The organism is Nocardia transvalensis NBRC 15921 (assembly GCF_000308875.1).
Lineage (GTDB): Bacteria > Actinomycetota > Actinomycetes > Mycobacteriales > Mycobacteriaceae > Nocardia > Nocardia transvalensis.
Genome location: NZ_BAGL01000087.1, coordinates 1 through 25,885 on the forward strand (window position 1 = coordinate 1; position 25,885 = coordinate 25,885).

Below are 25,885 nucleotides of genomic sequence, written 5' to 3' on the forward strand. Positions count from 1 at the left end.
GGCGGAACAGGTGCCGCCCAGGCAGGCACGACCGGAGCAAGCGCGACCAGGCCCGGTAACGCCGGAACAGGCGCGGCGGGAGCAGGTGCGACCAGGCCCGCTAGCGCCGGAACAGGTGCAGGCGGAACAGGTGCCGCCCAGGCAGGTGCGGCCGGAGCAGGGGGGACCAGGCCCGCTAGCGCCGGAACAGGCGCGGCGGGAGCAAGTGCCGCCGGGGCGGGCGCGACCGGAGCGAATACAACCAGGCCGGGTAACGCCGGAGCGGGTGGGGCCGGAGCGGGTGCGGTGCAACGTGGTTCGAAGGAACCTGGGGCACCGGAGCAGGGGGGCGGAGAGCAGGGGAAGGTCGGGGAGAAAGGTGGGGAGGCGGGTTCCGCTGCGTCGCCTACGGCGGATTCGATCAAGCGGACCGCTGCCGCCGCGGCGGGGGGTGAGGCCGCGACCGAGGCTATTCCGAAGTCTCAGGGAGCCAAGGGCGGGAAGCCTTCCGGTGCGGCTGGAAAGGACGAGGCTCAGCCGGACGACAAGACCGGGGGCGAGGCGGAGACCGCGGCCATCCCGGCGGTGTCGAATCCCTCCGACGCCGCGACCATGGTGCTGCCCGTCCAGCCGTCCGGAGATCAGCCCACCGAGAAGATCCGCACGAGCGGTGCGCAGCAGGGCGACCGGGTGGTACCACCGGCCGGTGGCCCGGCCCCGGTGACCCGGCCGCCCGCCACCCCGCGTCCCGGCGCGGGGCCGAAAAACCCGTCGCCGCAAGGCCCTCCGAAGGGCCCCGCCCAGCAGGGCACACCCGGCTCCCGCGGAGTTCAGGGCGCGCAGGGCCTGAGCGGCCAGGGCCCGCAAGGCCAACAGGGCAGCCCCAAAGGCCCGCAGCCCCCACAGGGCCCCCAAGGCGCACAAGGTCTTCAAGGTGCGCAAGGCCCTCAGGGCACACAAGGTCCCCAAGGCCCACAGGGCAGCCAGAGCCCCCAAGGACCACAGAGCGCGCAAGGCTCCCAGAGCCCACAGGGCACGCAAGGCTCCCGGGGCCCACAGGGCACGCAAAGCCCCCAGGGACCACAGAGCACGCAAAGCCCCCAAGGACCACAGAGCGCGCAAGGCTCCCAGAGCCCACAGGGCACGCAAAGCCCTCAAGGGCCACAGAGCGCCTCAGGCCCGCAGGGCACCTCGGGTCCGCGCGGAGGGCAGGGCGCGGACGATTCCCCGGGCGCGCGAGGTTCTCGAGGCGTGGCGGGGCTGCAGGGGAGTCAAGGGGCCGGGCCGCAGGGGGAGCCGGGGCGGGCGGGGGCTGTGCGGCCGCCGGTCAGGCCGCGGCAGACCGCTAGTGCGCCGTCGCCGGCGGATGCGCATCCGACCTCCGCGCATCCGATTCCGCCGCAGCCTCGGACCGTCGCGCCGCCGCAGCACGTTCCGCCGGCCGGTCCTGCCGCACAGCAAGGTGGCGGGACGAACAAGCGCTGGCTGATCATCGCGGGTGCGGCCGTGGTGGTCGTGGCGGCGGTGATCGCCGCGGTCGTCGGGCTCGCCGGGAGCGGCACGGACAATTCGCCCGAGGGGAAGGTGAAGTCGGCCATCTCGAGCTACGCCGACGCGCTCGACGGCGGCAATCTGAGCGAGTTGCGGGCGGCCACCTGTGGTCCGCTGCACGACTTCTATCAGAACATCGCCCCGGACCAGTTCGCCGGCGTGTACAAGCTCTCGGTGGATCAGAAGAAGGTGCCGCGGGTCGACAGCGTCGACAGCGTCCAGATCACCGGCGACAAGGCGGTCGCGCAGGCGACGGTGTACACCGAGGCCGATCCGAACAACCGGATCGCCCGCACCTTCGACCTGCAGCAGACCCCCGACGGCTGGAAGGTCTGCGATCCCCCGAACGCCGCCCGCTGATCCGTGGCGTAATCCGCGAATTTTGTGATGTCCGCCGCGACCCGTGACGTTTTCGCACGGGTCCGCGATGGACCTCACAGAGACCTGGTCGCTGGTCCGGAATGCCCGGTAGCATGGCCCGGTTACCCGACCGCGCCATCGACGGCCGGTCGCGGCCGAGGGGGTTCGGCCGCCCAGGGATTTACGCAGTAAGAGTTCGATAGGGAGCAAGGGATATGCCGCAGCTGGCATCCGACGCGCCGGCACCCACGGCATTGGTCGGTCGGCATTACCGCATCCGAGACCGCTACGACATCGGCCGGGAGAAGATTCGCGAATTCGCGCGGGCGGTGCAGAACAGCCACCCGGCGCATCAGTACGAGTCCGATGCGAGCAAACTCGGCTGGGACGGCATCGTCGCGCCGCCCACGTTCGGGTCGGTGATCGGCATGTCCACCACGCAGGCGCTACTGGACACCGTCCTCTCGGACTACGACCTGTCGCAGATCCTGCAGACCGATCAGGTCTTCGAGATCCACCGCCCGATGATGCCCGGCGACCGGCTGCGCACCGAGGCCGTGATCGAGTCGATCCGCCGCGTGCGCGGCAACGACTTCCTCGTGGTCAAGGCGATCCTCACCGATGAATCCGGCGAGGTCGTCCTGGTCGCCTCCACCAGTATCGTGGCGCGGCTGGGCGCGGCCGACCCGGATATCGTGCGGCTGGTCGAGGGCTTGGTGATGCACCGCCGCAACGGCGACGCCGATCCGGACGTGCTGCAGACGCTGTCGGAGGACGGCATCGCGCGGGTTCCCACCCTGGCCGAATCACGCAGCGGGACAACGGTTCACACCGAGCCGAACTTCGACGACCTGACCGTCGGATACGAACTGCCCGCCCTGGCCATGCGGCTGACCCGCGGCGATCTGGTGAACTACGCCGGCGTCTCCGGCGACCCCAACCCGATCCACTTCAGCGAGCACGCCGCCCGGCTGGCGGGCCTGCCGACGGTGGTCGCGCACGGCCTGCTGACGATGGGCCTGGGCGGGCACTACCTGACGTCCTGGCTGGGCGATCCGACGGCGATCGAGAGCTACAGCGTGCGGCTGGCCGGATTCGTGCCGGTCGAGGCGATCACCCCCGCCGGCATCGACTTCACCGCCAAGATCAAGTCGCTGGATCCGGAGCGTCGAACCGCGACGGTCCTGCTCAGCGGCACCTCGGCGGGCAAGAAGCTGTTCGGCCGCGCGATCGCCCAGGTCCGGCTGAGCTGAGCCGCGCCGGTCCGAGGGATCAGTCCAGCTCGGCGTGCATCAGGTAGACGTTGTAGTCGCTCCAGGTGCTGATCGTGAAGTAGAGGTCCGAGCCGGTGGACCACGGGTGGATGAAGCCGCCGTACAGCTCCGGATACTGGCTCACCGAGACCGTGGAGGTGCTGTCGGACCAGACGCCCTGCGGTGATTTCGCCTCGCGCAGCACGATGGCCGCCTTCGCGGTGTCGAGGTAGCTCATCTGCCAGACGTCGCGGCCGGGGTCGTAGCGCACCGACAGTTCACCGGCGGGCCCGTCGACGATCGGCGTGGCCGAGGTGGCGCCGCCGACGGGCGTCCAGCTCCCGTCCCGCCAGTACTGATAGGCGGTGGTGTTGAGCACCTGGTCCTTCGGCACCCGGGCCAGCCCCACCGATCCGAGCCGGGTGTTGGGCGTGCCGAAGACGTAGACGTAGTCGCCGTGCGGAACCATCGTGGACACTTGGAAATTCGCGAGCCCGAAGATGTTGTCCCAGCGCGCGTGCGGATCCTTGGTCCAGGTCTGGCCGTGGTCGTCGGAGTAGGCGATGCCACCGTAGTTGGTGTAGAAGGTGCCCGGAAGGCTGTTCCAGGTGCGAATCGACATGTAGCTCAGGTACTGCCGGTCGCCGAGCGCGAAGCCGGAGGTCGGGATCGTGGTGATCTCGATGTTGTCCTTCTTGCGGCTCGACAACACCTCCGCGGCGTGACAGCGGTCGTCGGTGACCATGCGGTCGAGGACGACGCCCTGACTCAGGTCGCGATTGCTACTGAAGGCCAGCAGATTGCTGCGCCAGTCGCCGCCCATACCGCCGGGCGGGTGGAAGCCGACGCCCACGGTGTCGCCGAAGGCCATCGCGATCTCGTCCGGCGCGCTCTCCCACATGATCCCGAGATCGGTGCCGTACACCTGCCACCGCTTGTCGGTGCGGTTGACCGAACCGGCGCCGGTCAGCTTGCTCACCTCACGCACGGCCCGCACGCCGGGTGCGGCCGGGGCGGCCGTCCGGGGCGCGGCCTCGACGGGCGGATCGGCTCGCGGCGGAGGCGGCGGCCCGGGATCCGGCGAGGGTCCCGGCGGCAGCGCGAAGTAGAACGGGTTGGGTTTGAGCAGCAGCTCCGGCAGGCCGAGGCGGTTCAGCAGGCCCGGCGGCGGCTCGGGGGCATCGGTGAGATCCGGGCACGGGTTGGCGCACGGATCCGGCGGCAGGTCCATGTGGGTGCGTGTGGGCGTCGCGGCGGCCGGAGCGCCCGGATCGGTCGTGACCACCGGATACGGGATCGGCACCTCGAGCGTCTTCGGCACCAGATTCGCGTGGCCGGGCGCCGGATCGGCCGCGCACGGCCCGGTCCCGGGAATCGTTGCGCCGGGCGCGGATTCGCCGTCCGGCGCGGCGAACGCCGCCGGATGCTGTGCGCCCGCCAGCATTCCGGCGCTCACGACAACCGCCCCAACGACGGCCGACAGCCGCACGGCCATGGTCCAACCCCTCGACACCGTGTATTCGCGCGTATCCGGACGCCGCGCACTGCCGCGGCGCTCTCACCGCGCCAGACACTACCGGGACGAAACGGGTGATTCGTGGCATTCGGCGCCGGTGTCCGCCGGGCGAGTTCCCCAGCGGCGAGGTGAAAGCTGTGAATGATCCACAGGGAACGCGATTACAGTGGGATTCGACCCACGAATTCCTGTTCGGAGCGCCATATGTCCGTGGACGAGACCACCACCCACCCTCGTCGGCTGCCGGGCGGGCGCGCCGTCACCAGGAACGCCCTTCTCCGGCGCGTACTCCCGGCGATCGCCGCGGCCGGCGTGCTCACGTTCGGCGCGGCGGCGCCGGCCCTCGCCGCCCCACGTGACGGCGGTTCACCGCCCCCGGGTTCCAGCGGCGCGGCGCCGAGTGCGGGCGGCTCCGGCTGGTCGGACAGCCCGAACGAGACGGTGCTGACGCCGCCGTCGGACGAGCCGTCCGGATACCCGTTCTACGCGACCTGTGGACAGGTCTGGGCGGAGCACGGCGGGCCGCTGTACGCCGGCCAGCGGGGGTATCGCCCGCAGCTGGATTCCGACGGCAACGGCGTCGCGTGCGATCTGCCGCAGTGAGCCCGCGTCAGTCCGCGTCGGCCTGGAAGACCAGTACGGTGGCCCCGATCCGGACCACGTCGCCGTGGGTGAGCATGGCGCCGCTGTCGACCGACTGCTCGTTGATGTAGATCCCGTTGGCGGAGTGCAGATCCTTGATCAGCAGTCCGGCCCGGCTGGGCTGGATATGCGCGTGATACCGGCTCACCTTGGGGTCGTCGAGCACCAGATCGTTGTCGGTCATGCGGCCGATCTTCAAGCCGCCCTTGGTGATCGGCACCGTGCGGCCGTCCGGCAGCCGCAGCCGCCCGCCGCGGGCGCTGCGCGGCACCTCGGTGACCGTCTCCGTCATCGCCTTGGCCATGCGCTCGGCCTGCACGATCGCGAGGGTGTTCAGCGGCTCCTGCCGCAGCACCCGCTGCTCCAGTTCGACCAGTGCCGGACCCGGATCGATACCGAGTTCGTCGGCGAGCACCGTGCGCACGCGGCGGCAGGCGTCCAGCGCGTCGGCCTGGCGGCCCGACAGGTACAGCGCGGTGATCAGCTGCGCCCACAGCGGCTCCCGCAGCGGGTGCGCGTTGGTCATCGCCACCAGCTCGCCCACCACCGAAGACGCACGCCCGCACGAGATCTCGGCGTCGATCCGGGCGGAGGCGACCAGCAGCCGCTCCTCGTCCATGGCCGTCGCGAAGCTCTCGGCGAACGACAGCCCGGACAGGTCGTCGAGCGCCTTCCCGGTCCATTCGGCCAGGGCCGAGGCGAATCGCCGCGACGCGCCCTCGTGATCGCCGGCGTCGGCGTATTCGGTGCCCGCGCGCCGGGCCAGTTCGAACCGGCCCAGATCGCAGCCGCTGTCGGGCACCTCGAGCCGGTAGCCCGACGATTCGGTGCGCAGCACCACCGCCGGGTCCACCCCCGAATTGCGCAGGGCCTTGCGGATATTCGAGACGAAGACCTGGAGGCTGGCCTGATAGGAGTCCGGCGGCTGCTCGCTCCAGACCATATCGGCCAGGGCCTGCGACGACACCGCGCGACGGCGGTTCACGGTGAGCGCGGCCAGCAGCGCCCGCGGCTTGGGACCGCCGACGGCCACCGGCGCGCCGTCGACGAGTAACTGCACCGGCCCCAGGACACGCACATCCAAGCGCTGCGTATCCGCGACTCTGTGACCGGACGTATCGGCGTTGCCCGAATTCGTCATCGGTCCCGTATCGCGTGCATGACCGGGTTCGGGCGAACCCGACGTGGTACCCATACGCTCACGAAATCAGCCGCCGCCCCGGATAGCAACATCTGCACCGTGCGGAATCCTCCTCCTCCGGATCCCAGCGTCACCGCTACTTCGCGCTGACCGACTTGCCCGCGGACTTCAGGTCGTTGCAGGCCTCGACGACGCGGTCGGCCATCGAGGTCTCGGCCTTCTTCAGGTAGCTGCGGGGGTCGTAGACCTTCTTGTTGCCGACCTCGCCGTCGATCTTCAGCACGCCGTCGTAGTTGGCGAACATGTGGGCGGCGATCGGGCGGGTGAACGCGTACTGGGTGTCGGTGTCGACGTTCATCTTCACCACGCCGTACTTCAGCGAATCCTCGATCTCGGACTTCAGCGAGCCCGAGCCGCCGTGGAAGACGAAGTCGAACGGCTTGGAGCCTTCCGGCAGGCCCAGCTTGGCGGTAGCCACGCGCTGGCCCTCGGCGAGCACATCGGGGCGCAGCTTCACATTGCCCGGCTTGTACACGCCGTGCACGTTGCCGAAGGTCGCGGCCAGCAGGTACTTGCCGTTCTCGCCCGCGCCCAGCGCCGCGATGGTCTTCTCGAAGTCCTCCGGCGAGGTGTAGAGCTTCTCGTTGATGGCGTTCTCGACGCCGTCCTCTTCACCGCCGACGACGCCGATCTCGACCTCGAGAATGATGTTCGCGGCAGCGGTCTGCTTGAGCAGTTCCTTCGCGATCTCGAGGTTCTCGTCGATCGGGATGGCCGAACCGTCCCACATGTGCGACTGGAACAGCGGGTTCTGCCCGGCCTTCACCCGCTCCTGGGAGATGGCGATCAGCGGGCGCACGAAGGTGTCCAGCTTGTCCTTGGGGCAGTGGTCGGTGTGCAGCGCGATGGTGACGTCGTAGCGCGCGGCCACCACGTGGGCGAACTCCGCCAGCGCGGTCGCGCCGACGACCATATCCTTCACGCCCTGGCCGGAGCCGAATTCGGCGCCGCCCGTGGAGAACTGGATGATGCCGTCACTGCCCGCCTCGGCGAAGCCGCGGATCGCCGCGTTGATCGTCTCCGACGACGTGCAGTTGATCGCGGGGAAGGCGAAGGAGTTCTCTTTGGCCCGACCGAGCATCTCGGCGTAGACCTCCGGAGTCGCGATGGGCACTGCAAGACCTCCGTGTGTGTGCTGCGAACAACAATTCTGTTGTGAATACCCTAAGTTCCGCGCTGTCCCGGGGGGAAGGCGGGCTGGGGTTCCCGGCCGAAAGCATGCCGGGAAAACGGGATGCGGGATGCCGGGCAACGGGATGCGGGGTGCCGGGAAAACGGGATGCGGGGATGTGGCTCGACCAGGAACCTTCTGTGAGGTTGCCGTGACGTTCGGTGCGATAGCCGCAGTCCCGGTACTGTGGGGGCCGTGACCTTGCTGGCCATATCTGACGCTGTCGCGAGTAGCTCCGGAACCTCTGGGATCAAAGGGCTGCTCGACCCCATGCACCTGCTCACGGAGACGTGGCTGAAGAACGCGGTGCTACCGGCCATCCTGGTCATCGTCTTCATCGAGACCGGTCTGCTCTTCCCGATCCTCCCGGGCGACTCGCTGCTGTTCACCGGCGGCCTGCTCGCGGCACAGCCGAATCCGCCGGTGAGCATCTGGGTGCTGGTCCCGGCCACCGCCCTCATCGCCATCGCCGGCGACCAGAGCGGCTACTGGATCGGCCGCGCCATCGGCCCGGCGCTGTTCCACAAGGAGGACGGGCGCTTCTTCAAGCAGCGCTATGTCACCGAGACGCACGAGTTCTTCGAGAAGCACGGCCCGAAGACGATCATCCTGGGCCGGTTCGTGCCGATCGTGCGCACCTTCATGCCGGTGCTGGCGGGCGTGTCGAAGATGGACTATCGCAAGTTCCTGACCTTCGACATCATCGGCGGCATCGCGTGGGGCGGCGGCATCACCGTGCTCGGTTACTTCCTGGGCAATGTGGCCTTCATCCGCGACCACGTCGAGGCCATCTTCCTCGTCATCGTCTTCGTCTCGATCCTTCCGGGAATCATCTCGGTGGGTCGCAAGCTGCTCAATCGCGAGCCCGCCCCGGCCGGCGCCCCCGCCGAGTCCGAGATCCCTGTACCGACGAACGAACACATGCGCTGAGCCTTGTCCACCACGCCGCTACCCCTCGCACTGGGCGGATTCGATCCGCTGCAGTCCGCCGGGCCGGCACTCGTCTGGACCGTTGTCCTCGTCTTCGTGTTCCTAGAGTGCGCCCTCATCATCGGCCTCTTCCTGCCCGGTGACTCGATGCTGCTGACCGCGGGCATCGTGCTGGCCTCGCACGCCTCGGGCCATGCCCAGGTCTGGGGTCTGGCGGTGGCCACCATGGTCGCCGCCATCGCCGGCAACCAGGTTGGCTACGTCGTCGGCAATCGCACCGGTCATCACCTGGTGGCGCGCAAGGACGGCCGATATATCAACGCCCGGAATCTCGCCCGGGTATCGGAGTTGCTGCACAAGCACGGTTTCACCGCGGTGCTGGTGGCGCGCTGGATTCCGTGGGTGCGCACGCTGTGCCCGATGGTCGCGGGCGCGGCGGGGATGGATCACCGCCGCTACACGCTGGCCAGTTCGATCGGCGCGGTGATCTGGGCGCCGGTGCTGCTGCTGATCGGCTTCTACGCCGGGGGATTCCTCGACCACGTGTCGTGGCTGATGCCGACGGTGATCGGCACCCTGGTCGCGGGCCTGATCGTCGGCACGGCGATCGGCATCCGGCAGTACCGCATCGAGATGGCGCGCCCGGCCGAGGACTTCGACCTCGATGAACTGCCCGCCCACGACGAATCCCCCGTCGTGGTGCGCGGCCACGAACGGCCCTAGAGCCCCGCGGCCGTCACCAGGTGGGCCGACTCCATCAGCAACCATCCGGACAGCTGGACCGACAGGTCGCGTTCGGGGGTGTCGGACGAGGTGACCGAGCCGCCGGAGGTGAAGGAGGCGGCGCCCGTCGTCCCGGTGGGCAGGGTCGCGGGCACGGTCCAGTCGTGGCCGAACAACGGTTCGCCCTCGACCGCGAGCCGGTGCTCCCAGGCCGCGCGGGCCGAGGCGGTGACGATGCGGGCCGCCGTGCGCCGGGCCCCGCGCTGATCGGCGCCGTCGCCGGGCAGCATGAGCGCCACCAGGGCCAGGTACCGGGCCAGGATTCCGTTGAACAGGCCGCCGTCGCCGCCGCCCCCGCCCGTGACGACGCCGTCGGCGGTGAGGTGCTCCTCGACCGCGGCGAGCAGCCGCTGCACCCGCTGGACGTGTTCGGCCTCGCCGGTGTGCACGGCCAGTTCGGTCTCGAGGCCGAGCACCACGCCCTGGCAGTAGCTGAATATCGTGCTCTCGACCTCGCCCGAGGGTAGGTGGATGCCGTCGAGGATCAGGCCGGTCTCCGGATCGCGCAGCCGCTCGTCGATGAAGTCGGCGATCCGCGCGGCCTTGTCGAACTCGCCGAAGCGGGCCAGCGCGACACCGCCGGGGCCGTTGGCGGGGGTGTTGAAGTAGTCCGACTCCTTACGCCACGGCAGGGCGCCGTACTCCTCGTGGAATCCGGCCGACAACTCCTTGTGCAGGGCGGTCAGCCCGCCGCGCACCTCGGTGATGCCCTGGGTACGCTCGGCGCGTTCCAAAGCGATTGCCAGCCAGGCCATATCGTCGTAGTAGTTGTTGGTCCACCCGGAAATATTGCGGATCCGGTGACTGCGCGCGATGGTCTCGACGCGGCGGGTGCGGGCCGGCGTCGTGACGCGGTTGGCGGCGTCGACCGAGACATCGATGAGATGCGCCTGCCACCAGTAGTTCCAGGTGAAGAAGGCGCGCTCGGCGACCGTGGACGGCCAGCCCACCACGCCGAGTTCGGTCCCGGGAAGCATCCACAGCATGCGCAGATGCCGGTCCGCTATGGCGGACTCGGCCTTGTCCGCACGCTCGGACCACGCCGCGGCATCCGGCTCGGCGGCCGGATTACCGGTGGGGCGCGGCCGCCGCTGCGGGGACCGCGACGCGGGCGCGTCGTCGCTGCGCGATGTCATGTCTCAATGGTGCCAGGACAGCACCGGATTTCGCGCCCGATTTGTTACGGAATCGACTCACACCCGCGATGTGCCTAGCCATTGCTGTGCCACTTCCCGAAGGACTGCTACCGAAACGCCGATGTGATGCTCCGGTCAGCCGGCGGGCGCATCGGGGTCACGCCCCGCCCGCTCGAGACGGCCGGCGAGTGCCCGGCACCGCTCGCGGAACTCCGGCGGCCGCTCGATCGTGAAATCGGCGTCCAGCAGGGCGAGATTCAGGACCAGCCACTCGAACGAGTCGACCCAGGTGGTGAGGAGACAGCGATCGGCGGCGACGGCCTCGATATCGCAGTCCTGGAACTTCAGGGAGTCGGCGACGCGGGCGGCGGGCGCGTCGACCGCCACCACCGCGCGGTGCCGACCCGCCGTCAGCTCCGCCCGCAGATACTCCGCGGCCGAACCGGCGGGCAGCGGCCGCGGGACGAATGTCGTTGGGCCGCGCGAGATCTCGCCGATGCGGTCGAGCCGGAAGGTGCGCCAGCCGTAGCGGTCGCGATCCCACGCCAGCAGGTACCAGCGCAGGTGGTGATGGACCTGCCGATAGGGCTCGACGCGGCGGCGGCCCACGGCGCCGGTGCGGGTGGTGTAGGTGAAGGAGACATGTTCGTGGCGGTCGGCCGCGTCGGCGAGGGTGGCCAGCGCCTCCGCGTCGACCGCCGGTGCGGCCGCCGCCGCGGCCTCCACCGTGGAGCGCAGCGCGGCGACCCGGGGCCGCAGCCGCTTGGGCAGCAACTGGTCGATCTTGCCGAAGGCGCGATCGGCGGCCGAGGCCATCCCGGCGCCGCCCGTGTCGGAAACGGTTGTCGCGGCGAGCAATCCGACGCCGACGACGACGGCCACCGCCTCCTCGTCGTCGAAGACCATGGGCGGCAGGGTATTTCCCGCGGACAGCCGGTAGAACCCGCCGGGCCCGGGCTGAGTGTGCACCGGGTAGCCGTATTCGCGCAGCCGCTCGACGTCGCGGCGGATCGTGCGGGCGCTGGTCTCCAGCCGCTCCGCCAGCTCGGCGCCGGTGAATCTGCGGCCGGTCTGGAGGTAGGCCAGCAGATCGAGCAGGCGCCGGGTGCTCATGCCGCGCTCCTTCCGAATTGCGGTCAAAATCCGACCGCATCTAATAATACCGTCGATGTCATGGCTGATATTCGTATTCGGGGGGCGCGGACCAACAACCTGCGGCGTGTCGACATCGACGTGCCGCGGCGGCGGCTGGTGGTGTTCGCGGGCGTCTCCGGCTCCGGGAAGTCGTCGCTGGTCTTCGACACCATCGCGGCCGAGGCCGGGTATCAGGTGAACGAGACCTATCCGCCGTTCGTGCGCAACCGGCTGCCGCGCTGGACCCGGCCGGAGGTGGATCTGATCGAGGGGCTGTCGCCGGTGGTGGTCATCGACCAGAAGCGCCTCGGCGGCAACGCCCGGTCGACCGTCGGCACCATCACCGACGCGTACACGTATCTGCGGCTGCTGTTCTCGCGGGTGAGCGAGCCGTATGTCGGTGAGTCGAACCACTTCTCGTTCAACGACCCCGCCGGCATGTGCCCGACCTGCGCCGGCCTGGGCGAGACCCTCGCGACTCAGGTGGACCGGATATTCGACCCGGACAAATCACTGGAGCAGGGCGCGGTGCTGCTCCCAGGGTTCGGGAACGGCCGGTACTGGTATCGGCAGTACGCCGATATCGGCGTCTTCGATCCGGCGACGCCGCTGCGCGACTGGACCGAGCGAGAGCGGCGGGCGCTGCTGTACGGCGGCGCGGCCGCGGCGGAACTGGGCACGCCGCCGGACTACGAGGGCGTCGTCGAACGGTTCGAGCGGATCTACCTGCACACCTCCGATACGCTCTCGGATCACAAGAAGGCCGCGGTGGAACGGTTCACGACCTCGGCGCCGTGCCCGGACTGCGGGGGCGAGCGCCTGAACGCCGCCGCCCGCACGGCCCGGGTGCTCGGGCACACCGTCACCGAGATGAGCCGGATGGAGATCGGCGACCTCGCCGGGCTCGTCACCGGGGTGCGGGAACCGAGCGTCGCACCGGTGGTCGCCGCGCTGCACGAGAAGCTCGTGGCGCTGGACTCGATCGGCCTCGGGTATCTGTCCCTGGCCCGCCCGACCACCACGCTGTCGGGCGGGGAATCGCAGCGCATCAAGACGATCCGGCATCTGGGCAGCAGTCTCGTCGAGATGCTGTACGTCTTCGACGAGCCGACCGTCGGCCTGCACCCGCACGACGTGCGGTCCATGACGGGACTGCTGAAGCTGTTGCGGGACAAGGGGAATTCCGTGCTGGTCGTCGAGCACGATCCGGACGTCATGCGGGCCGCCGACCACATCGTGGAGATCGGCCCGGCGGCCGGTGAGGACGGCGGCCGGGTCGTCTTCGAGGGCGGCTTCGCGGCGCTGCGGGAGGCCGATACCGTCACCGGGCACGGCCTGCGCACCCGGCGCGCACCGCGGGTCCCCCGGGTCCCCGCGGGAAAGCTGCGGATCGAGAACGCCAGCCGCAACAATCTGCGGAACGTGTCGGTCGACCTGCCGACCGGCGTGCTGACCGTGCTCACCGGGGTGGCCGGATCCGGTAAGTCGAGCCTGGTCGCCGAGCTGATCGAGCAGCATCCGGCCACCGTCGTCGACCAGCGCCCGGTCACCACCAACCGGCGCTCGACCCCGCTCACCTACGCGGGCCTGGCCCCGGCCGTCCGCACGCTGTTCGCCCAGCGCAACGGGGTGAGCGCGGCCCTGTTCAGTGCGAATTCGGCCGGCGCCTGCCCGGCGTGCAAGGGCGCCGGCGTGATCTACACCGATCTGGCGTTCATGGACGGCCAGGAGGTGGTGTGCGAGACCTGCGGCGGCCGCCGCTTCACCGACGAGGTCCTCCGCTACACCGTCGACGGCCTGACCATCGCCGATGTCGGCGACCTCACCGTCGCCGAGGCGACGCGCCGCCTGCCCGCCCGCTCGATCGCCCGCGCGCTGCACCACCTCGACGAGGTCGGTCTCGGCTACCTCCGCCTCGGCCAGTCGCTGACCACCCTGTCGGGCGGCGAGTGCCAGCGCCTGAAGATCGCCAAGGAACTGGCCCGCCCCGGCGAACACGCGCTGTACATCCTCGACGAACCCACCACCGGCCTGCACCTGTCCGATATCGACACCCTCCTCGGCGTCCTGGACCATCTGGTCGCCAAGGGCAACACGCTGGTCGTCATCGAACACAACCTCGACGTGATCCGCTCCGCCGACTGGATCATCGACCTCGGCCCCGGCCCGGGCCGCTACGGCGGCCGGATCCTGTGCGAGGGAACTCCCGACCAACTCGTCGACTGCGCCGACTCGAAAACCGCTGCGGCCCTGCGGGAATTCGAGTAATCCCGTCTACCAGGCTCGGGTGAGGTCGGCGTGCTGGCCGATCCAGGCGTGCATGGCTATGCCGGCGGCGACGCCCGCGTTGATGCTGCGGGTGGAGCCGAACTGGGCTATCGAGACCGTCATGACCGCGGACTGTCTGGCGCCTTCGGTGACGCCGGGGCCCTCCTGGCCGAACAGCAGGAGGCAGTCGCGCGGGAGGCGGGCGGTTTCCAGGGGGACCGAGCCGGGGACGTTGTCGACCGCGACCACGGCCAGTCCCTCGCGTGCGGCGAATCCCATCAGGTCGGCGATATCCGGGTGGTGGACGATGTGCTGGTAGCGGTCGGTGACCATGGCGCCGCGGCGATTCCAGCGGCGGCGGCCGACGATGTGCACCGCGGCGGCGGCGAAGGCGTTGGCCGTGCGGACCACGGTGCCGATATTCGCGTCGTGGCCGAAGTTCTCGATGGCGACGTGGAACGGATGGCGGCGGCGATCGATATCGGCGACGATCGCCTCGCGCGTCCAGTAGCGGTAGGCGTCCACCACATTGCGGCGGTCGCCCTGGGCTAGTAGGTCCGGGTCCAGGCGCGGGTCGTCCGGCGGCGCGGTGCCGAATTCGTCGAGCCACGGGCCGACGCCGTGCGGATGCTCACCCCATTCGGTGGGGCCGCTCGCCTGCTGGGTGTCGCTCACGTCGACGCCGAGGTCCCGATCAGGACCGCGATGAGGACGAAGTAGCCGACCAGCATGAGCAGGCCCAGACCCACCAGCACCGTCGAGACGATGCCGAGGATGTATCCCACCTGCACGTTCGTGCGCCCGCCGTACATGCCGGGCGAATTGTCGATCTCGGTGAGCGTCCGCTTCCCCATCACCCAGGCGAACGGCCCCACCAGACCACACAGCAGGCTGACGATCCCGAGCACGAGGACGGTGGTGGCCTGGGGATGCTCCGGGGGCTGATACGGCGAGTAGCCGTAGCCGTACTGCGGAGGCGGGGGTGGGTAGTTCACCCGCGTTATCGTGGCCGCGCGAGGATGGATTCGGCAAGTCGTCGCCGAATTCGGTGTGGCTGCCCCCACCATCGATCCGGTGGGCTGCTCCCTCGAATCCCGACGCGCCCGCGACCAGCATGGAGATATGACCGAGACCTTCGCCGAACCGACCCTCGTGCTCGAGCGCCCCGACCGGCCGCCGGTGACCGCCGGTCGGGTGTTCCGCGCGATCCTGCGCGCGCCGTTCGAGGCCAGGACCTGGAAGGAGCTGGTCTACCTGGTCGCCGCGCTGCTGCTCGGCATGATCGCCGTGGTCTGGCTGTTCGGCGGATTCGGCGTCGGGCTCTACAGCTCGATCGTCCTGATCGGCATCCCGCTGCTGGCGCTGGTGCTGCTGGGCGGGCGGATCTGGGGGCATGTCTACCGGGCCGTCGGCTCCGTCCTGCTCGACACCCCGATGCCCGCGCCGCCGCCCTTCGCCCCGCGGCCGGGCCTGCTGGGCTGGCTGCGCAGTGCGTTCACCGATCGCACCTCGTGGCGGGCGCTGGTCTTCCTGATCGCGGAGGTCGTGCTCGGGATGGTCGGCGGTTATCTCCTGCTGGTGGCCATCGTCATGACGGTGTTCACCGCCATATCCCCGATCCCCTGGGCGGTCTTCCACCCGATCAACGTGGACGAGCAAGGGCGCGAACATCATTCGCTGGCCCAGTTCGGGGACTACTACATCGAGACCTGGCCGCGGGTGCTCGGCCTGGCCGCGATCGGCGTGATCGGCTGCTTCGTGCTGCCGTGGATCGTGCGCGGGGTGTGCTGGCTGCATCGGCAGCTGTCGCTCGCGCTGCTCACGCCGACCGCCCACGACCGCCGCCTGGTGGAGTTGCAGGAGAGCCGCAAGGTCGCCGTCCAGGATTCGGCCGCGACGCTGCGGCGGATGGAGCGCGATCTGCACGACGGCACGCAGGCCCGGCTGGTCACCATCGCCATGGCGCTGGGCCGCGCGGAGGAGCGCATCGCCGCCGGGGGCGACGCCACCGAGCTGATCGCCGACGCCCACGCCAGCTCCAAGGAGGCCCTCGCCGAACTGCGCGAACTCGTGCGCGGCATCCATCCGCCCGCGCTGGAACTGGGCCTGGAACCGGCCCTGGAGACATTGACGGCACGGTGCGCGGTCCCGGTCGACCTGCACGTCCAGCTGCCGCAGCGGCCCAATCCGGCCATCGAGGCGATCGCCTACTTCACGGTCGCCGAACTGCTCACGAATGTCGTGAAGCATTCCGGCGCCGCGCACGCGTCGGTGGATGTCCGGGCCGTGCGCGCGGGCGCGTTCGCCGTCACCGTCCGCGACGACGGGCACGGCGGCGCGCTCCAGCCGCCCGTCCCGACCGGGGACACCGCGGTGAGCGGCGGGCTGTCGGGGCTGGCCGCGCGGGCCAAGGCGGTCGACGGCACGCTGACCGTGGACAGCCCGGCCGGTGGCCCCACGGTCGTGACGGTCGTTCTCCCGACGGAAGGACCCCGATGAGCCTGCGCGTGGTCATCGCCGAGGACAGCGCGATCCTGCGCGACGGCCTGGCCGGACTGCTCACCGATCGCGGCCACCAGGTCGTCGACATGGTCGGCGACGCGACGCGTCTCAGCGAGGTCGTGGACGAGCACCGGCCCGACGTCGCCGTCGTGGACGTGCGGATGCCGCCCTCGTTCACCGACGAGGGCCTGCTCGCCGCGATCGAACTGCGCCGCAAGTTCCCCGATGTCGGGGTGCTGGTGTTCTCGCAGTGGGTCGAAACCCGGTATGCCACCGAACTTCTCGCCGGGGGCGCGAGCGGGGTGGGTTATCTGCTCAAGGACCGCGTCGCCGATGTGCGTGAATTCGTCGACGCCCTGCACCGCGTCGCGACCGGCGGCACCGCCCTGGATCCGGAGGTGGTGAGCCAGCTGATGGGCGCGGCGCGGCAGCAGGATTCGCTGGCCCGGCTGACCCCGCGCGAGCGCGAGGTGCTGGAACTCATGGCGCAGGGGCTGACCAACGCGGGCATCGCGCAGGCGCTCACGGTCACCGAGCGCGCGGTGGAGAAGCACATCGGCAACATCTTCCTGAAACTCGAACTGCCGCCGTCGGATACGCATCACCGGCGGGTCCTGGCGGTGCTGCGGCTGCGAGGCTGACCGCGAAGGTGTGAAGTACACCACACAACGGGTACTCCGGACCTATCCTGGAGTTCCGTCGGCGGTGGTGGAGGCAGTCATGGACCGCACGCGCGTGCTCCGCACCGTACTCGGCGTGACGGCCGGGTACCTGATCGTTCTCGGGTTCTGGCTGGGCTGGCTCGTGCACCGCACACCGCCGGGCACCATCCCGTATCAGATCGTCGCGCTGGTGGGGATGTTCGGCTCGGCCGTCGGCCTCGGGCTGGTATTCGCCCAGCGACCCGCACGCTCCGACCGCCGCCTCCTGCGCCACGGCCTGGAGGGCTGGGCCACGATCGAAGGCGTACACCCCCTGCAACGCACCGACCACTACACCGAACTCACCGAACTGGACCTGGAACTCACCGTCCCCGGCTCCGAAACCTACCGCGGCACCGTCGTTTTCGACGTCACCCCGAGAGACGAACCGAAAATCCATGTCGGCGAAACCATCTCGATCCGGGTGGACCCGACGGACCGCGATCGCATAATCCTCTGCCTGTAGCCCACCTGGCCACCACCTCTTGTTTCCGGCACGCTTTTGGCCGGAATCCCGCTCGCAGGGTGTGGTTTCCGGCCGAAAGCATGCCGGAAACAAGGACGTGGGTGACGGTACCGACGTAGAGGCAGCAGCGCTGTGCGTCAGGTGGTGGCTCGGGCGCTATGCGAGGGGTGTAGCGCGGGCGGTGTGGCGTGTGGTGTGCACGCGGGGGTCGGTCAGGAGGTATTGGGCCGCAGCATAAGTCGTGAGGATGACGCCCTCGGTGAGGCGGCGGGAGCGTGCGCTGTGGGCGAATAGGCGGCGGAGGACTATGAGGCCGTCCGAGGCGGTGAAGAGGAGGGCGCCCAGGGCTAGGCGGCTGCGGGGGTCCGGGCCCGGGATGGTGGTTCCCGCAATGTTTTCGGAGCCCGGGGCGAGGGCGGGGTCGGAGGCTAGGACGGCGGCGGTGCCGAGGGTGGCGCCGTAGGCCGTGAGGGGGAGCGCCAGGTTCGGGGCCTTCGCGCGGAGGAGGGCGGCCGCACCGAGCCAGGCCGCCACGCGCGGCAGCGCCACCTGCGGAAGCGGCCGCGCGCCGCGGCGTCGCCACAGCACCGCGTAGCCGGTCTGCATGACCGCGAAAGCCGATGCGCCCGCGATCAACCGGCGATCGTCGTCCGGATCGATCAGCAGCACGTCACCGGCCGTCGCGGCGCCGAGCGCGCCGAGCAGCACCCGCCGGTCCGCCGGTGCGACGTCCGCGCCGCCGTGCACCAGGTCGGCGGCGAGCAGCGGCATCAGCAAGGGCTTCGCCGCCCACTGCCACCGGTCGCGGCCGGTGACCGCCCCGAAAACCGTTGCGGCAGCGGCGGCGGCGAACGCCGCGCGAAAGGGCCGGACCATCGTCAGAAGCTCGGCTCGATCGGCTTCGGCGGCAGCGTGACCACCTGGCCCGCGTAGCTGAGCCCCGCGCCGAAGCCGAGCACCAGCGCCAGCTGGCCACCCTTGGCCTTGCCGGTCACCAGCATCTCCTCGATCGCCAGCGGGATCGAGGCGGCGGAGGTGTTGCCGGTGTTCTCGATATCGTTCGCCATCGGGATGTCCTCGGCCAGACCGAGATTCTTCTTCATCAGCTCGTTGATGCGCCCGTTGGCCTGGTGCGGCACGAAGACCTCGATGTCCTCCTTCGCCACGCCCGACTTCTCCAGCGCGGCCGACAACGCGCGCGGCAGCGTGACCGCCGCCCACCGGAACACCCGCGGCCCCTCCATCCGCAACGACATCCGCCCGACCGGCTCGACCGCCGGATCGGTGCCCTGCAACGCCTGCGCCTTGTTCATGAACTCGAGGAAGTCGACGTCCTGGGCGATCGCCCCGGCGTTCTCGCCGTCGCTGCCCCACACCGTCGGGGAGATGCCGTTCTCCTCGCTGGGGCCGACCACCACCGCACCGGCGCCGTCGCCGAAGATCATGGCGGTGCCGCGGTCGGTCGGATCGAGCCCGACGGTCATCGTCTCCGCGCCGATGACCAGCACGTATTCGGCGGAGCCCGCCCGGATCAGATCGGCGGCCACACCGACCCCGTACCCGAAACCACCGCAGCCGGAGGTCAGGTCGAAGGCGGGGATGCCGTTCATCCCCAGGTCGAAGGCGATGGCCGGGGCGCCGTGCGGGGTCAGTTTCAGCCAGCTCGAGGTGGCCAGCACCAGCGCGCCGATCTTCGAGCGGTCCACGCCGCTGTTGACGATCGCGCGCTCACCCGCCGCCGTCGCCATCGTCTGCAGCGTCTCGTCGCCCGAGATCCAGCGGCGATTGCGAATACCGGTGCGTTCGAAGATCCACTCCGGCGTGGAATCGAGCATCCGGCAGACCTCGGCATTGCTGACGACCCGCCGCGGACGATAGGCGCCGATACCGAGCATCGCGACGTTCTCGCGGCCCTTGTTTACTGCGATATTCACCCGAGCGCCAGATCCTTCAATCCGAGAATCGAGCGGTACTCCAACCCCTCGTCCGCGATCACCCGGTCCGCCCCCGTCTCGCGGTCGACCACGGTGGCCACGCCCACCACCGTCGCGCCGGCGTCGCGCAGCGCGCGCACCGCGGTGAGCGGCGAGTTGCCGGTCGTCGTGGTGTCCTCCACCACCAGGACCCGCTTACCCGTCACGTCCGGCCCCTCGATCTGGCGCTGCATGCCGTGGGTCTTGGCGGCCTTGCGCACGACGAAGGCGTCCAGCGGCCGCCCCGGCGCGTGCAGCACCGCCAGCGCGACCGGATCCGCGCCCATGGTGAGCCCGCCGACGGCGTCGAAGTCCCAGTCGGAGACCAACTCGCGCAACAGCTTTCCGATCAGCGGCGCGGCCTGGTGCTGCAGGGTCGCCCGGCGCAGGTCGACGTAGTAGTCGGCCTCCTTACCCGACGACAGGATCACCCTGCCGTGCACGACGGCGAGCTCGCGAACGAGCTCTGCCAATCTGTCTCGGTCCGTGGTGGACTCGATCATCCTGGTTACGTCCTTCCGCGTGCGTTGAACATGCCTCGGTTGAGGCGGACCTGCACGGACCGCGGGATCAGTCCGGCGACCGCCGTCAGCGCTTTGTACTGCACACCGGGCACGCTGATCACCCGGTCCTTCTCCAGGTCGCGCAGGGAGCCCGTCACGACCTGATCCACACTCAGCCACATCGGTTTCGGCAGCGAGGACATTTCTATTCCTGCCCGCCGATGGAATTCGGTGCGCACGAAACCGGGGCACAGCGCCTGCACCCGGACTCCGGTGCCGGTCAGCCCGCCGGCCAGCCCCTCGCTCAAGGATATGACGTACGCCTTGGAGGCCGAATACGTCGAACCGCGCCCCGGTACGAGACCGGCGACGCTGGCGACGTTCACCACCGAACCCTTGGCCGCGGCGATCATCGATGGAAGCGCGGCTCGGGTCAATCGCACCACCGAAGTGACGTTCACGTCCAGTTGCGCCTGTAGTTTCTCGGGGGGTACCGTCCAAAACTCGCCGGTGAGGCCGAAACCCGCGTTGTTGACGAGGAAGTCGACGCCCTCGCCGACGCGGTCGGCCACCCGGTCGCGGTCGGCGGCGTCGGCCAGGTCGGCGCGCAGCACCTCCGACCGGGTGTCGAAGCGACGGTGCAGCTCGTCGGCGAGCGCGGCCAGCCGCTGCTCGTCGCGCGCGACCAGCACCAGGTCGTAGCCGAGCGAGGCCAGACGCTCGGCATAGCCCTGCCCGATACCGGAGGTGGGGCCGGTGACTACTGCGATGGGACGGGTCGCGCCGGGCAGGCGCCCGGCCGCGGAGGTTTCGCTCATGCTGTGTCCTTTCCCGCATGAGCGGGGCCCTCCGTGGTTGCGCTCCGCTGCCGCCTTCGGGCCTGACCGCTCATGCGGCCATCATCCCGCACCCGTCATCGGGGTGCGGGGCCCTGATACGGGCGGAAGCCAGGGTGGAACGGGCCGCCCGGCTGCTCGGGCTGCTCGTCGCGGACCCCCCGTTCACGCCAGTCGTCCTCGACGAAGTCGTCGTCGAAATCGGCTGCGGGGGAACCGCTCTCGTCGTCGTCCGGCAGTTCCTCGGCGGGGGGCCAGTCGCGGCGGACGCGGGTGCGCGGGTCCGGGACGACGGCCAGCTGCGGGCGGCGCGGCGGCTCCGGTTCGGAGTCGCCGGCGATGTCCTCCAGAAGGGGGGCGAATTCGGAGTCGGCGGCCGCGTACTCGTACCGCCGCTCCTCCTCGAAGCGGGGGCCCTCGTCGCGATCCCGGGGGGCGCGCTCGCCGTAGTCCCGATCATCACGCTCCCCGTAGGGGCGGTTGTCACCGCGGTCGTCGTAGGGGCGGCGGTCTTCGAACTGCGCGTCCCCGTCGAACCGCGAATCCTGGAGGGGCGGCGCCTGCTCCGGGTAGTCGTCGTCCTCCGGAACCGGGGCCTGGCCGCGCGGGCGGGGGCGGCCCGGATCGTGCGACTCGGAGTCGCGGCGGCCGGCTTCGTTCGACACCGGGGGCAGCACGTGGAGCAGGCCGGACAGCCGCAGCACCGCGTCGATCGCGGACTCCCAGTCGCGCGAGGAGGTGCCGACCGGGAGCATGCCCAGCGTCCAGTTGCCCTCGCTCCACAGCTGCTGCACCGAATCGGGGAGCGATTCGATGAAGGCGACCATGCGCTGGTCGACGGCGTGGCGGGCGATATCCGGGTTGGTGGCGAACACCACCCGGCCGCCGATCGCGCCGAGCAACTCGAGGTCGTGGTCCTTCGGCGGCGCGGCCGTCTTCAGGCGTAGGTCGATATCGATATCGGAGCCGATCTGGCGGCGCACGGCGACCAGCGTCGCGGCGTCCTCCAGATCGAACAGCACGAATTTCTCGCCCTTGCGGTTACCGGAGACCACGTCGACCGCGGACAGGTAGCCGAGTTTGGCCATCGCCCCGCGGCGCCAGTTGGCCGCCAGCGACGGCTCGACCGAGACATACGTATAACCCTGGGATTTTGCCCAGACCTGCCGCACATGACCGGTCCGCTGCCGCTGGAGCCGGTCGAAATACAGCAGCACGATCGCACCCACGAGTGCGACCGCCGCCAGTCCGAACCAGATTGCTGCCGTCATCGGTGTCGAGTCTAGTTCCCACGTGCCCGCGGCGGTGGGGGCACGCTGCGTGTTGGGCCGTCGGTCACCGCGGCGGGGTCAGCGACGTGCTGATGATGATCTTGGCGCGGATCGATCCATCAGGCTGTTTGTCGCCCTGGACCACGATCATCTCGCCGGGGTGCAGATCGGCGACCTTGCCCGAACCGGCCGCGATGACCTGCGTCTTGTCGTCGGTGTGCACGGTGACGACCGACCCCAGCAGCGATTCGACGGAGAGGGTGGTCCCGTCGTTGGTGCCGATCTTGCCCATCGTGGCGCCGATGTTGTCGATATCGCCCAGCCCGGGAATCTGCGGGAGGCCGGACTGCGGGCCGCTGTTACCGCTCGGCGGGACCACCGGGCGCCGGGTCGGCGCGGACCGCGAGGTGGTGTCGGCGGCCGCGCTCGACGACGAATCGTCGCCCCCGGCGAGGAACGCGCCCACGGCGATGCCGCCGAGGACGACCAAGACGAACACGGCGGCCGTGAGCCCGATCCACAGCCCGGTGCGCCGGCGGCGCGGCTCCACGGGCAGACCGGTCGGACCGATCTGTTCGGTGGGACCGCCCGGCGGAACGCCGCCGGGCGGCGGGCCGTATCCCGATGCGCCGTACTGGTTCTCGTAGCCGCCCCAGGCGCTGTCATAGGGCGGCAGCTCGTGCGGCGACAGCTCCCGGGTGGCGTTGGGCCCGGGCGGCTGGTCGAAATAGGAGTACGGCTCCGTCTGCTGGTAGGACGCGGTGGGATCCGCGTCCGGGCCGTACGCCCGCGTGTACTCCGAGGTGTGCAGGGACTCGTCCGGCTTGCCCGGCGCGCCGATTTTTTCGGTCGGCGCGTCGGGCGAATCCGGTCGCTGTGCCCACGGGTCACTCGGATTCGTCATGCCGTCCAGCGTAGGTGCACTTCCGCGATACAGCAGGTAAGTACCCTGCCGCCGACGTCAGCCGCGCCCCACGATCAGGCCGTCGCCGTCGGGTGCGACGGTGACCTTCACCAGGTCGCCGTCGGCGACCTCGCCGGCCAGCAGCTCCTTCGCGAGGGAGTCGCCGATGGCCTGCTGGATCAGTCGCCGCAGCGGACGGGCGCCGTAGGCCGGGTCGTAGCCGCGCACGGCCAGCCAGAACCGCGCCGAATCGGTGACGTCCAGCTTCAGCCGCCGCTGCGACAGCCGCTTCTGCAACTGCTCGAGCTGGATGTCGACGATGTGCTCCAGCTGCTCCTCGTCGAGCGCGGTGAACATCACCACGTCGTCCAGGCGGTTGAGGAACTCCGGCTTGAACGCCGAGCGCACGGCATTCATCACGAAGTCCTTGTCGCCGCCCGCCCCCAGGTTGGAGGTGAGGATGAGGATGGCGTTGCGGAAGTCGACCGTGCGGCCCTGGCCGTCGGTCAACCGGCCCTCGTCGAGCACCTGCAGCAGGATGTCGAACACGTCCGGGTGGGCCTTCTCGATCTCGTCGAACAGCACCACCGTGTACGGCCGCCGCCGCACCGCCTCGGTCAGCTGACCGCCCTGGTCGTAGCCGACGTAGCCGGGCGGGGCGCCGACCAGCCGGGCCACCGAGTGCTTCTCGGAGTACTCGCTCATATCGATGCGGATCATGGCCCGCTCGTCGTCGAACAGGAAGTCCGCCAACGCCTTCGCCAGCTCCGTCTTACCGACGCCGGTCGGGCCGACGAACATGAACGAGCCCGTGGGGCGGTTCGGATCGGCGACTCCGGCCCGCGCGCGGCGCACCGCGTCGGAGACAGCCACGACCGCGTCGCGCTGCCCGACGACCCGCCGGCCCAACTCCTCCTCCATGCGCAGCAGCTTCTGAGTCTCGCCCTCGAGCATGCGGCCCACGGGGACGCCGGTCCACGACGAGACCACCTCGGCGATATCGTTCGGGCCGACCTCCTCCTGGAGCATGACCTCGCCGTCGGCGGCGGTCCCGGCCTTCTCCTCGGCCTGTTCCAGCTGCTTCTCCAGCTGCGGGATGCGGCCGTAGCGCAGTTCGGCGGCCTTGCCCAGATCGCCGTCGCGCTCGGCGCGCTCGGATTCGCCCTTCAGCGTCTCGAGCTCCTCCTTGATGACGCGCACCGAGTCGATGGCCTGCTTCTCGTTCTGCCAGCGGGCCATCAGCTGGTTGAGCTTCTCGCGGTCGTCGGCGAGTTCCTGGCGCAGCCGCTCCAGCCGCTGCTTGGAGGCCTCATCGGTCTCCTTGGCCAGGGCCATCTCCTCGATCTCGAGGCGGCGCACGGCCCGCTCCACCTCGTCGATCTCGACGGGGCGGGAGTCGATCTCCATGCGCAGCCGCGACGCCGACTCGTCGACCAGGTCGATCGCCTTGTCGGGCAGGAAGCGCGAGGTGATGTAGCGGTCGGACAGCGTCGCCGCGGCCACCAGCGCGGAGTCGGTGATGCGCACGCCGTGGTGCACCTCGTACCGCTCCTTGAGTCCGCGCAGGATGCCGATGGTGTCGGCCACCGACGGCTCGCCGACCAGCACCTGCTGGAAGCGCCGCTCCAGGGCGGCGTCCTTCTCGATGTGCTGCCGGTACTCGTCGAGGGTGGTCGCGCCGACCAGCCGCAGTTCGCCGCGGGCCAGCATGGGCTTGATCATGTTGCCCGCGTCCATCGCCGACTCGCCGGTCGCGCCCGCGCCGACGATGGTGTGCAGCTCGTCGATGAAGGTGATGATCTGCCCGGCGCTCTGCTTGATCTCCTCGAGGACGGCCTTGAGGCGCTCCTCGAATTCGCCGCGGTACTTCGCGCCGGCGACCATCGCGCCCAGATCCAGCGAGACGAGTCGCTTGCCGCGCAACGATTCCGGCACGTCACCGGCGATGATGCGCTGGGCCAGGCCCTCGACGATCGCGGTCTTGCCGACGCCCGGCTCGCCGATCAGCACCGGGTTGTTCTTGGTGCGGCGGCTCAGCACCTGCACCACGCGGCGGATCTCGGTGTCGCGGCCGATGACCGGATCGAGTTTGCCGTCGCGGGCGGCGGCGGTCAGATCGGTGGAGTACTTCTCCAGGGCCTGGTAGCTGCCCTCGGGATCGGGCGAGGTGACGCGGGCGTTGCCGCGCACGGCGGTGAACGCCTCGCGCAGCGCGTCGGCCGTGGCGCCGTACTTCAGCAGCAGCTGCGAGACATCGGAATCGCCCTCGGCGAGGCCGACCACCAGATGTTCGGTGGAGACGTACTCGTCCCCGAGTTCGGTGGCCAGCTTCTGGGCGGCGGTGACCGCGGCCAAAGCCTCGCGGCCCAGCTGCGGGGAGGTGGTCGCGCCGGTCGCCCGGGGCAGCCGGTCGACGATGTCCTGGGCCTCGCGTCGCACCGTCGCCGGGTCGACCGCGACTGCCTTCAACAGGGGGGCGGCGATGCCGTCGGTCTGATCCAGCAACGCCACCAGCAAGTGCGCCGGACGGATCTCCGGATTGCCCGCGGCAGATGCCGCCTGCAGGGCGGCGGTCAGCGCCGCCTGGGTCTTGGTGGTGGGATTGAACGAGTCCACGGTCACCTTCCTACTAGTCGATTCCGTGCACCGCCGCGAGATTCCGGGCGCTGCTCCTGTCAGTCCAACGCCGTAGGAGTTGAGTCTGTTCCGCTCAAGTCTGGAAAACTTCGGGGCATGCCGCAAGACCACCCCGCCGTGAGGTGAACGCTACGCGCGTCGGAGAAAACCGACTGCCCTGAATTACGG

Annotated in this window: 23 protein-coding genes; 9 read left to right on the forward strand and 14 right to left on the reverse strand. The window is 69.9% G+C overall.

What is annotated here, in order from left to right; genetic code table 11:
* Window positions 1–1,230: 1,230 nt before the first annotated feature.
* Both ON41_RS41885 and ON41_RS29945 read left to right on the forward strand, forming a co-directional pair.
* Window positions 1,231–1,890: an Rv0361 family membrane protein gene (locus ON41_RS41885; protein ID WP_157185662.1), complete on the forward strand. Its 660-nt coding sequence runs from the start codon at window positions 1,231–1,233 to the stop codon at window positions 1,888–1,890.
* Window positions 1,891–2,105: 215 nt separating this feature from the next.
* Complete coding sequence (locus tag ON41_RS29945; RefSeq protein WP_040751417.1) at window positions 2,106–3,143, forward strand: fused (3R)-hydroxyacyl-ACP dehydratase subunits HadA/HadB; 1,038 nt, start codon at window positions 2,106–2,108, stop codon at window positions 3,141–3,143.
* Window positions 3,144–3,162: 19 nt separating this feature from the next.
* Here ON41_RS29945 and ON41_RS29950 read toward each other — a convergent pair whose 3' ends face one another.
* A complete protein-coding gene (locus ON41_RS29950; protein WP_040751418.1) occupies window positions 3,163–4,638 on the reverse strand; it encodes a DUF4185 domain-containing protein in 1,476 nt (491 codons plus the stop codon).
* A gap of 225 nt (window positions 4,639–4,863) precedes the next feature.
* Between ON41_RS29950 and ON41_RS29955 the strand changes: the two genes are divergently transcribed.
* Window positions 4,864–5,262, forward strand: a complete 399-nt coding sequence (locus ON41_RS29955; protein ID WP_051162780.1) for an excalibur calcium-binding domain-containing protein — start codon at window positions 4,864–4,866, stop codon at window positions 5,260–5,262.
* Between the two features lie 7 nt (window positions 5,263–5,269).
* Here the strand turns inward: ON41_RS29955 and ON41_RS29960 are convergent, their stop codons facing one another.
* Window positions 5,270–6,442, reverse strand: coding sequence for a BTAD domain-containing putative transcriptional regulator (locus ON41_RS29960; RefSeq protein WP_063709974.1), 1,173 nt, complete (start codon window positions 6,440–6,442; stop codon window positions 5,270–5,272).
* A 136-nt stretch (window positions 6,443–6,578) separates the two neighbouring features.
* The gene (gene fbaA / locus ON41_RS29965) at window positions 6,579–7,616 is read right to left on the reverse strand and encodes a class II fructose-bisphosphate aldolase (protein ID WP_040751419.1); all 1,038 of its coding nucleotides are present in this window, start codon (window positions 7,614–7,616) and stop codon (window positions 6,579–6,581) included.
* A 327-nt stretch (window positions 7,617–7,943) separates the two neighbouring features.
* Here fbaA and ON41_RS29970 point away from each other — a divergent pair, with 327 nt between their 5' ends.
* Window positions 7,944–8,603, forward strand: coding sequence for a VTT domain-containing protein (locus ON41_RS29970; protein WP_051162782.1), 660 nt, complete (start codon window positions 7,944–7,946; stop codon window positions 8,601–8,603).
* A gap of 3 nt (window positions 8,604–8,606) precedes the next feature.
* Window positions 8,607–9,326, forward strand: coding sequence for a DedA family protein (locus ON41_RS29975; RefSeq protein WP_051162784.1), 720 nt, complete (start codon window positions 8,607–8,609; stop codon window positions 9,324–9,326).
* Here ON41_RS29975 and ON41_RS29980 read toward each other — a convergent pair.
* Window positions 9,323–10,372, reverse strand: coding sequence for a glycoside hydrolase family 76 protein (locus tag ON41_RS29980; RefSeq protein WP_246461418.1), 1,050 nt, complete (start codon window positions 10,370–10,372; stop codon window positions 9,323–9,325). The genes ON41_RS29975 and ON41_RS29980 overlap by 4 nt on opposite strands.
* Window positions 10,373–10,657: 285 nt before the next feature.
* Window positions 10,658–11,635: a helix-turn-helix transcriptional regulator gene (locus tag ON41_RS29985; protein WP_040751422.1), complete on the reverse strand. Its 978-nt coding sequence runs from the start codon at window positions 11,633–11,635 to the stop codon at window positions 10,658–10,660.
* A gap of 60 nt (window positions 11,636–11,695) precedes the next feature.
* On the opposite strand from ON41_RS29985, the gene ON41_RS29990 reads away from it, so the two are divergent.
* On the forward strand, window positions 11,696–13,924 hold the full coding sequence (locus tag ON41_RS29990; RefSeq protein ID WP_040751423.1) for an ATP-binding cassette domain-containing protein: 2,229 nt from the start codon (window positions 11,696–11,698) through the stop codon (window positions 13,922–13,924).
* Between the two features lie 6 nt (window positions 13,925–13,930).
* Here ON41_RS29990 and ON41_RS29995 read toward each other — a convergent pair whose 3' ends face one another.
* A complete protein-coding gene (locus tag ON41_RS29995) occupies window positions 13,931–14,599 on the reverse strand; it encodes a TrmH family RNA methyltransferase (protein ID WP_040751426.1) in 669 nt (222 codons plus the stop codon).
* Window positions 14,596–14,919 carry a hypothetical protein gene (locus ON41_RS30000; protein WP_040751428.1) on the reverse strand — a complete coding sequence of 108 codons (324 nt, stop codon included), beginning with the start codon at window positions 14,917–14,919 and terminating at the stop codon, window positions 14,596–14,598. The genes ON41_RS29995 and ON41_RS30000 overlap by 4 nt, the downstream gene beginning before the upstream one ends.
* Before the next feature lie 127 nt (window positions 14,920–15,046).
* On the opposite strand from ON41_RS30000, the gene ON41_RS30005 reads away from it, so the two are divergent.
* The 3 genes from ON41_RS30005 (at window position 15,047) to ON41_RS30015 (ending at window position 17,593) form a co-directional block, all read left to right on the forward strand.
* Window positions 15,047–16,423 (forward strand): sensor histidine kinase, encoded by a 1,377-nt coding sequence (locus ON41_RS30005; RefSeq protein ID WP_040751430.1) that lies wholly within the window; start codon window positions 15,047–15,049, stop codon window positions 16,421–16,423.
* Window positions 16,420–17,067: a LuxR C-terminal-related transcriptional regulator gene (locus ON41_RS30010; RefSeq protein ID WP_040751431.1), complete on the forward strand. Its 648-nt coding sequence runs from the start codon at window positions 16,420–16,422 to the stop codon at window positions 17,065–17,067. Before ON41_RS30005 ends, ON41_RS30010 begins: the two co-directional genes overlap by 4 nt.
* 79 nt (window positions 17,068–17,146) lie before the next feature.
* Window positions 17,147–17,593 (forward strand): hypothetical protein, encoded by a 447-nt coding sequence (locus ON41_RS30015; protein WP_040751433.1) that lies wholly within the window; start codon window positions 17,147–17,149, stop codon window positions 17,591–17,593.
* A gap of 156 nt (window positions 17,594–17,749) precedes the next feature.
* On the opposite strand, the gene ON41_RS30020 is transcribed toward ON41_RS30015, so the two are convergent.
* The 7 genes from ON41_RS30020 to clpB all read right to left on the reverse strand — a co-directional run bounded on the left by ON41_RS30020 (window position 17,750) and on the right by clpB (window position 25,696).
* A complete protein-coding gene (locus ON41_RS30020; protein ID WP_051162786.1) occupies window positions 17,750–18,469 on the reverse strand; it encodes a lysoplasmalogenase in 720 nt (239 codons plus the stop codon).
* A gap of 2 nt (window positions 18,470–18,471) precedes the next feature.
* Window positions 18,472–19,488, reverse strand: coding sequence for a beta-ketoacyl-ACP synthase 3 (locus ON41_RS30025; protein WP_051162798.1), 1,017 nt, complete (start codon window positions 19,486–19,488; stop codon window positions 18,472–18,474).
* 35 nt (window positions 19,489–19,523) lie between these two features.
* A complete protein-coding gene (gene pyrE, locus ON41_RS30030) occupies window positions 19,524–20,069 on the reverse strand; it encodes an orotate phosphoribosyltransferase (protein ID WP_040751436.1) in 546 nt (181 codons plus the stop codon).
* Between the two features lie 5 nt (window positions 20,070–20,074).
* On the reverse strand, window positions 20,075–20,887 hold the full coding sequence (locus ON41_RS30035) for an SDR family NAD(P)-dependent oxidoreductase (protein WP_051162789.1): 813 nt from the start codon (window positions 20,885–20,887) through the stop codon (window positions 20,075–20,077).
* 95 nt (window positions 20,888–20,982) lie between these two features.
* Entirely contained in the window at window positions 20,983–22,176 is a 1,194-nt protein-coding gene (locus ON41_RS30040; protein WP_221332863.1) for a TtfA family protein, read from the reverse strand.
* Window positions 22,177–22,240: 64 nt separating this feature from the next.
* Window positions 22,241–23,080, reverse strand: a complete 840-nt coding sequence (locus ON41_RS30045) for a DUF5666 domain-containing protein (RefSeq protein ID WP_040751437.1) — start codon at window positions 23,078–23,080, stop codon at window positions 22,241–22,243.
* A 57-nt stretch (window positions 23,081–23,137) separates the two neighbouring features.
* On the reverse strand, window positions 23,138–25,696 hold the full coding sequence (clpB, locus tag ON41_RS30050; protein ID WP_040751469.1) for an ATP-dependent chaperone ClpB: 2,559 nt from the start codon (window positions 25,694–25,696) through the stop codon (window positions 23,138–23,140).
* Between the last annotated feature and the right edge of the window lie 189 nt (window positions 25,697–25,885).

Coding starts and splice junctions, on each gene's coding strand:
- ON41_RS29945 (WP_040751417.1), top strand. CDS start 2,106: ATGCCGCAGCTGGCATCCGACGCGCCGGCACCCACGGCATTGGTCGGT.
- ON41_RS29950 (WP_040751418.1), bottom strand. CDS start 4,638: ATGGCCGTGCGGCTGTCGGCCGTCGTTGGGGCGGTTGTCGTGAGCGCC.
- ON41_RS29955 (WP_051162780.1), top strand. CDS start 4,864: ATGTCCGTGGACGAGACCACCACCCACCCTCGTCGGCTGCCGGGCGGG.
- ON41_RS29960 (WP_063709974.1), bottom strand. CDS start 6,442: ATGACGAATTCGGGCAACGCCGATACGTCCGGTCACAGAGTCGCGGAT.
- ON41_RS29970 (WP_051162782.1), top strand. CDS start 7,944: ATGCACCTGCTCACGGAGACGTGGCTGAAGAACGCGGTGCTACCGGCC.
- ON41_RS29980 (WP_246461418.1), bottom strand. CDS start 10,372: ATGCTGTGGATGCTTCCCGGGACCGAACTCGGCGTGGTGGGCTGGCCG.
- ON41_RS29985 (WP_040751422.1), bottom strand. CDS start 11,635: ATGAGCACCCGGCGCCTGCTCGATCTGCTGGCCTACCTCCAGACCGGC.
- ON41_RS29990 (WP_040751423.1), top strand. CDS start 11,696: ATGGCTGATATTCGTATTCGGGGGGCGCGGACCAACAACCTGCGGCGT.
- ON41_RS30005 (WP_040751430.1), top strand. CDS start 15,047: ATGACCGAGACCTTCGCCGAACCGACCCTCGTGCTCGAGCGCCCCGAC.
- ON41_RS30010 (WP_040751431.1), top strand. CDS start 16,420: ATGAGCCTGCGCGTGGTCATCGCCGAGGACAGCGCGATCCTGCGCGAC.
- ON41_RS30015 (WP_040751433.1), top strand. CDS start 17,147: ATGGACCGCACGCGCGTGCTCCGCACCGTACTCGGCGTGACGGCCGGG.
- ON41_RS30020 (WP_051162786.1), bottom strand. CDS start 18,469: ATGGTCCGGCCCTTTCGCGCGGCGTTCGCCGCCGCCGCTGCCGCAACG.
- ON41_RS30025 (WP_051162798.1), bottom strand. CDS start 19,488: ATGCTCGGTATCGGCGCCTATCGTCCGCGGCGGGTCGTCAGCAATGCC.
- pyrE (WP_040751436.1), bottom strand. CDS start 20,069: ATGATCGAGTCCACCACGGACCGAGACAGATTGGCAGAGCTCGTTCGC.
- ON41_RS30035 (WP_051162789.1), bottom strand. CDS start 20,887: ATGAGCGAAACCTCCGCGGCCGGGCGCCTGCCCGGCGCGACCCGTCCC.
- ON41_RS30040 (WP_221332863.1), bottom strand. CDS start 22,176: ATGACGGCAGCAATCTGGTTCGGACTGGCGGCGGTCGCACTCGTGGGT.
- ON41_RS30045 (WP_040751437.1), bottom strand. CDS start 23,080: ATGACGAATCCGAGTGACCCGTGGGCACAGCGACCGGATTCGCCCGAC.